At 55.7% G+C, this 6,140-nt stretch carries 8 protein-coding genes and 1 pseudogene; 3 read left to right on the top strand and 6 right to left on the bottom strand.

Annotation, left to right across the window (positions count from 1 at the left end; translation table 11 throughout):
• The first annotated feature begins 195 nt into the window (after window positions 1-195).
• Both K8V32_RS13040 and K8V32_RS13035 read left to right on the top strand, forming a co-directional pair.
• A complete protein-coding gene (locus tag K8V32_RS13040) occupies window positions 196-948 on the top strand; it encodes an OBAP family protein (protein WP_303908309.1) in 753 nt (250 codons plus the stop codon).
• Window positions 949-980: 32 nt separating this feature from the next.
• A complete protein-coding gene (locus K8V32_RS13035; protein ID WP_303908307.1) occupies window positions 981-2,000 on the top strand; it encodes an SDR family oxidoreductase in 1,020 nt (339 codons plus the stop codon).
• An 82-nt stretch (window positions 2,001-2,082) separates the two neighbouring features.
• Here K8V32_RS13035 and aqpZ read toward each other — a convergent pair whose 3' ends face one another.
• Window positions 2,083-2,814 (bottom strand): aquaporin Z, encoded by a 732-nt coding sequence (gene aqpZ, locus K8V32_RS13030; RefSeq protein ID WP_303908306.1) that lies wholly within the window; start codon window positions 2,812-2,814, stop codon window positions 2,083-2,085.
• Between the two features lie 226 nt (window positions 2,815-3,040).
• Window positions 3,041-3,229 carry a hypothetical protein gene (locus K8V32_RS13025; protein WP_303908304.1) on the bottom strand — a complete coding sequence of 63 codons (189 nt, stop codon included), beginning with the start codon at window positions 3,227-3,229 and terminating at the stop codon, window positions 3,041-3,043.
• Window positions 3,230-3,405: 176 nt separating this feature from the next.
• Between K8V32_RS13025 and K8V32_RS13020 the strand changes: the two genes are divergently transcribed.
• On the top strand, window positions 3,406-3,894 hold the full coding sequence (locus K8V32_RS13020) for a heme-binding beta-barrel domain-containing protein (protein ID WP_303908302.1): 489 nt from the start codon (window positions 3,406-3,408) through the stop codon (window positions 3,892-3,894).
• Here K8V32_RS13020 and K8V32_RS13015 read toward each other — a convergent pair.
• The 4 genes and pseudogenes from K8V32_RS13015 to K8V32_RS13000 form a co-directional block, all read right to left on the bottom strand.
• Complete coding sequence (locus tag K8V32_RS13015) at window positions 3,891-4,226, bottom strand: YqfO family protein (RefSeq protein ID WP_303908299.1); 336 nt, start codon at window positions 4,224-4,226, stop codon at window positions 3,891-3,893. The two genes, K8V32_RS13020 and K8V32_RS13015, sit on opposite strands and share 4 nt — an antisense overlap.
• 1 nt (window position 4,227) lies before the next feature.
• A complete protein-coding gene (fbaA, locus tag K8V32_RS13010) occupies window positions 4,228-5,250 on the bottom strand; it encodes a class II fructose-bisphosphate aldolase (protein WP_303908296.1) in 1,023 nt (340 codons plus the stop codon).
• Between the two features lie 42 nt (window positions 5,251-5,292).
• Window positions 5,293-5,934: a TrmH family RNA methyltransferase gene (locus K8V32_RS13005; protein WP_303908293.1), complete on the bottom strand. Its 642-nt coding sequence runs from the start codon at window positions 5,932-5,934 to the stop codon at window positions 5,293-5,295.
• A pseudogene (locus tag K8V32_RS13000) lies at window positions 5,931-6,140 on the bottom strand (hypothetical protein); the annotation flags it as partial. The pseudogene K8V32_RS13000 and the gene K8V32_RS13005, both read right to left, overlap by 4 nt.

Below are 6,140 nucleotides of genomic sequence, written 5' to 3'. Positions count from 1 at the left end.
ATCTCTCGTGTAGAACAGGTTCTCTTGAGACGTCCTAGCTTTCGAAACTCGGTCGAATGCTTGTCCAACAAAAGTTGGTGCGTCGCAGTTGACCCATTCAAAGCGTAGGCACAGTCAGATCATCTGTTTTGTGTTGAATCATTTCAATATCTGGTACCTATTTCTATACCTATGCGTAGTCGGTAGAGTCTCGACATGGGACAGAATTATCTGAAAAGCATTGGCCTCGGTATTGCGGCAGGCGCAGCAACCGCAGCCGGAATTATCGCTGGCCAGAAAATCATGACCACCGCCAAAATTAGTCAGGGCCATCCGGTCAAACATCGCATGTTGGATATCAGCTCGAATCTCATGCAACATAAATATCCGCTGGACGCCATGAGCACCTATCTCAATGGCTTCCACTTCTATGCAGACGATATGGGGCGCCAGGTCGAGGCAACACATTTTTGTATTCACCTACGCCATGACCTGCACCAGTGCGTTATCTTCGACAGCAACGAACCCGATGCACGGCTTATCGGTATCGAATACATCATTAGCGAAGAGCGGTTCAAAACACTGGACGAAGAAGAAAAGCAGTTGTGGCACAGTCACCACTATGAAGTGAAATCCGGTTCACTCGTTGCGCCCGGCGTCCCACAGCTAGCAGAGCACGCGTATTTTAAAGATCTCGTCACCACCTACGGTAAAACCTTCCATACCTGGCAATATGATCGCGAAGATTTTCCGTATGGTATTCCACAATTGATGATGGGTTTCACCGCTGATGGTCAGCTGCGCGAAGACCTGTTGCAGCATCGCGACCGGTCGTTGGGCATTTCAACGCAGAAAGTCCGGCAACAGCGTGAGGACATTCCCACACCCATGGTGCAACCCGGTGCCAATGCTTGGGAAAGTGGACAAACCGTTCAGACTTCGCTGGACTACATGCAAATGCAAGAGTAGGTCAACCGCTTCGACACCGCTAGGAGGCATAGATGAAATCGAAGGTTCGGCTCAAGGGTGCCGTTGTGGTGATCACCGGCGCATCCAGCGGTATTGGTCGGGCCACGGCTCGACAATTTGCACGTGCTGGCAGCAACGTCGTTCTGGCGGCCCGAGGTGAACAAGCATTAGACAAGACCGCCAAAGAATGTCGAAAATTCGGTGTGAGAGCACTTGCTGTACCAACCGATACGACATCTGCCCAGGCTGTTGAGGCCCTGGCTCGGCAAGCGGTGGAACGCTTTGGCCGGATTGATGTTTGGGTTAACAGTGCAGCGGTCCATCTTTTCGGAGCAGTCGATACCGTGCCGCTGGACCACTTCCAACGGGTGCTCGAGACCAACGTCATGGGTTATGTACATGGCAGTCGCACTGCGATCTCTCACATGAAAAACCAGGGTCATGGCGTGCTGATCAACGTCTCATCCGCGGTGGGCAATGTGCCGCAACCATTTACCGCGGCATATTCTATGTCGAAGGCTGCTGTCAGTGCGCTATCGGTGAGTCTGCGTTCAGAACTGTGGTTGGCAAAAGAACACGACATTCACGTCGTAAACATACTGCCGCCCGCTGTTGATACTCCGCTATTTAGTCGGGCAGCCAACTACAGTGGACGTGAAGTCCGAGCGATGCCACCGGTGTACCCGCCCGAAACTATTGCTCAAGCCATCGTCAAAGCTGCCGTAAAACCGAAGGCAGAAATTGCTGTGGGGGCCGGAGCCAAGCAGATAATCAAACGGCACCGTGCCGCACCGGAAGCTACGGAACGTTTGATGGCGTTGCAGGTCGACCGAACTCATCTATCCCGCAAGCATTCTGCCCCCGATACTTCAGGAAACCTCTATGAATCTATGATGAGTGGTGATGTTCTCGCCGTACACGGAGGTTGGCATGGGAAACTTCGTCAGCGACGCCGGAAAATCATTGGGGTCGGGCTGCTTGTCGGAGTTGCCGGTGCTGCTGTTGTGGTAAAGAAGTTGGCTCAACAACCGGCAGCGAAGTTCGTTGGATAGCTCCGAAAGGCGGATCGTTAAAAGACCTACTTTTCGGAGCTCAAACATCGGTTGAGTTCCGAACAGTTTTACGAAGTAAATGTTAGAGCTCTTCCAGCGGAGCTGATTTGGCTTCCTGGACGCCGTCGAGCAGGGGACGGAAGAGCAGCCCAGCGATCACAGCACCTATGACCGGGAAGATCAGGAAGACCCACAGCTGCATCAATGACTCTCCCCCACCGTAGATTGCAGCGGCGATGGAACGGGCTGGGTTGACGGAGGTATTCGAAACGGGGATCGCGATCAGGTGGATCAGTGTCAGTGTCAATCCGATGGCTAACGGTGCGAATCCGACGGTGGCTCGGGTGGACGTCGTCCCAATGATAACGAAGAGGAAGACGGCGGTGAGGATGACTTCAATCAGGATCACGGCGAGCAGTCCATAACCGTCTGGTGATGCTTCGCCGTAGCCGTTGGAGGCAAAGTTTCCGAGGTCCACACCTTCGCGGTCGATGGCGATAATGAACAGCAGTGTCGAGGCTAGGGCACCACCGATGATCTGGGCGATGACATAGCCCAGTACGTCTTTCCATGGGAAACGCCCGGCTGTTGCTAACCCGATTGTGACCGCGGGGTTGAAGTGGCCACCTGAGACTGGGCCGAATGCATAGACCCCGACAACGACCGTCAGACCGAATGCTAGTGCGATACCAAGGAATCCAACATGTGCTCCGGCAAGCACTGCGGTACCAACACCACCGAAGACTAATATGAATGTGCCGATGATTTCAGCTGAAATGCGCGCAGTTGTGGTGGGTTCAATTTCTCTAGACATGACCGCTACTTCCCTCAAGGTGCTACGTGTCTACATGATATTGCACATTTCACGACAATTGTACTGGCTATCACAGACTCATATTGCCGCCTACCAATAGCATCTGAGCCCTCAACCTGAGCTGTTCCACAATCCGGCTCTTCGGGAAAGCGATGGTCCCGCCTAGTAGTGCGTTCCGAAACTGCCTGGCCGGACCTGGAATACGTCTGGCCGGGATCGTGCGTTATCAGTCTCGGCGGTTCAAACGGTATTCGAGTTCTTCAACACGGCGTTTGAGTTGTTCAATTTCTTCTCGATCCGCTGCGGAGGTGTCATTGGCTCGTGGCCTGTGGGCAACGGTATTGGCCACCATAATAATGCCCCACATGACAATAGCGACGATCGCAATCCATGCCCACCATGGAGTCTCAGCCATAATGTTCCTCTCATTCTCAGTCGGGAACCTGGCATCATGCCTAGCCAGCGGTGAATCCCTGACGACTTAGAATCAGTGTAGTGAGTCGAATGGCCAGATACTAGACAACAGGACTCCGGTCTGGCGAAAGCAGCAACTCTGCCGTCAGGGGCATCCAACGGTTAGGGTTGAACAGTATGAGCTTGCACGAATTAGTCGAACCCTACGGATTTCTGATCGGGACCTGGCAGGGTCAAGGTCGTGGCCACTACCCCACTATTGAGAGTTTCGAGTACACCGAGACCATCACGTTTTCCGCCGTCGCCGGTAAACCGTTTTTGCGGTATGAACAAAAAACCACCAACCCTGACGGCGTACCAATGCATACCGAGGTTGGCTATTTCCGACCACGCGAAAGTGGCCATATTGAGTTTGTGTTGGCCCAGCCGACGGGCCAGTCGGAACTGTTAGAAGGTACCGCGACCGTCAATGACGATGGCAGCCTGACGATCGTTCTGGGATATTCAGAAATCCAAAACTCCACGACCGCCAAGTTGGTCGAACAAACGGCCCGACACTACGTGTTTTCCTCGGATCGGACCTCGGTGCATCACGAGTTTGACATGGCTGCGGTCGGCGAGCAGATGCAAAACCACCTGATCGCCGACCTACACAAGATCACTTAGAGTTCGTCAGCCATGAAGACTTCGGTCACATAGTAGGCGGGTTCCTCATACGGGTGCGCGGCAATGGCCGCTTCAATCACGCTGCGGGCAATCTCGCGCGGTGCCAGAACTTCAATTTTATGTTCGGGAACATCTGATGGGACCCCAACCGCACCGATGGTCGGTTGGGCGCCTTCCATCGGGGTGAAGCGTCCGACGCCGGTGGTGGACCAGCTGGCACCCCGATAGTTGCCAAGACGCCCGGCACCTGCCTGGTCGAGCGCTCGGCGCACGTCTTCGGCGTTCCCCATTGGCACGTAGATGCTGATCTGCACCCATGTTGATTCGGCCATGTTACTTCAAGGATTTTCCGGCTGAGCCCAGGTTCTGGCAGGCTTCAACAACGCGGGCGGCCATATTGGCTTCGGCGGCTTTGCCCCAGGAGCGTGGGTCGTATTTGGATTTATCGCCTACGTTGCCATCGATCTTTAGTACGCCGTCGTAGTTTTCAAACATGTGTGTGGCCACCGGACGGGTGAATGCGTACTGGGTGTCGGTGTCAACGTTCATCTTGATAACACCGTAGGACACGGCATCGGCAATGTCTTGTGCCGAGGAGCCGGAGCCGCCGTGGAAGACCAGGTCGAATGGTCGCTCTTGACCGATTTCGGCACCTACGGCGTCTTGAATTTCTTTGAGCAGGCCCGGGCGCAACTGCACGGATCCTGGCTTATAAACACCGTGCACGTTGCCGAAGGTCAGCGCGGTGATGTAGCGACCATTTTCGCCGGTTCCTAGGGCTTTGATGGTGGCCATGCCGTCTTCAACGGTTGAGTAGAGTTTTTCATCGATTTCGGCTGCGTAGCCGTCTTCCTCGCCGCCGACGACGCCAACTTCGATTTCCAGGATCTGCTTATTGAAGTGGGTGCGTTCGAGGAGCTGTTCGGCGATGCGCAGATTTTCTGGCACGGTTTCTGCCGAGCCATCCCACATGTGGGAGTGGAAGATGGGGTCTCGACCGGCTTTGACTTCGGCCTCGGAGGCGTCCATCAGTGGGATAACCCAGTTGTCCAGTTTGTCGCGCATGGCGTGGTCGGTGTGAATAGCGATGCGTACCCCGTAGTTCTTGGCGACTTCGCGGGCGAAGGCAGCAAATGCCAGGGAGCCGGTGACCATGTCGTTGATATTGGAGCCGGAGAAGTAGTTTGCCCCGCCGTTGGAGATTTGGATGATGCCGTCGGATTCTGCTTCGGCGAAGCCGCGCAGGGCTGCGTTGAGGGTTTGTGAGCTGGTCACGTTGATGGCAGGATACGCGTATCCGCCGGTCTTGGCGGCGTCGATCATTTCGGCGTACTGGTCTGGGGTGGCAAAGGCCATGAAAGCTCCTTGGGTATGAAACTTGAGATTCTTCGGCTTAGTCTAGCGAACTGGGGCACCGTGTTGGCGGATCCAGGAGTGCATGGCAATACCTGCTGCACTGCCGGCGTTGATTGACCTGGTGGAACCGTACTGGGCGATCGACAGGGTGGCTTGGGCGGCGTCGTGAATTTCTTGCGACAGCCCGGGGCCTTCTTGGCCGAAGACCATGACACAGGCTTGCGGAAATTCGAAGGTTTCGATGGGCACCGAGTCGGGGAATAAGTCCACCCCGAAGACCGGCAGGTCCTGGGATTTCGCCCAGGACAGGAAGTCTTCGACGGTTGGGTGGTGGTGGACGTGCATGTATTTATCGGTCACCATGGCCCCGCGGCGGTTCCACCGACGACGCCCAATGATGTGCACGCCGGCCACGTTGAACGCGTTGGCGGTGCGTACCACGGTGCCAATGTTGAAGTCGTGCTGCCAGTTTTCAATGGCGATGTGCAGCGGGTGGCGTTTGGTATCCAGATCAGCCACGATGGCTTCAACCGTCCAGTAGCGGTACTGATCGGCGACGTTGCGACGGTCGCCTTCAGCTAGCAGTTCTTGATCCCAGTGGTCGCCTTCGGGCCAGTCGCCTTGCCAGGGTCCAACGCCGACTTCGCGTTCTTCCCAGCCGGTTTCGCGGTGTTCAGTGGTCATTTAGTGTCGTTGAGCACCCGTGCGGCGCCAGCGGCGGCAGCGGTTGAGACGAGCACGGCTGGCCAGGCGCCAATCTTTTTGGCCAGCGGGTGGGAGGCACCAAAGGCGCCGATGTAGATGGTCGACAGCAGTGCCGTGGTGCCCGGGCCGCAATTGCGGTACCAGCGCATGCCAGCGGCAACTCCGGCGGCAGCCAGGACAACCCC

The sequence above is a fragment of the Enteractinococcus helveticum genome (assembly GCF_020742345.1).
Lineage (GTDB): Bacteria > Actinomycetota > Actinomycetes > Actinomycetales > Micrococcaceae > Yaniella > Yaniella helvetica_A.
Note: the sequence above shows the minus strand (reverse complement) of the source record. Positions and strands in the feature narration are given on the sequence as shown.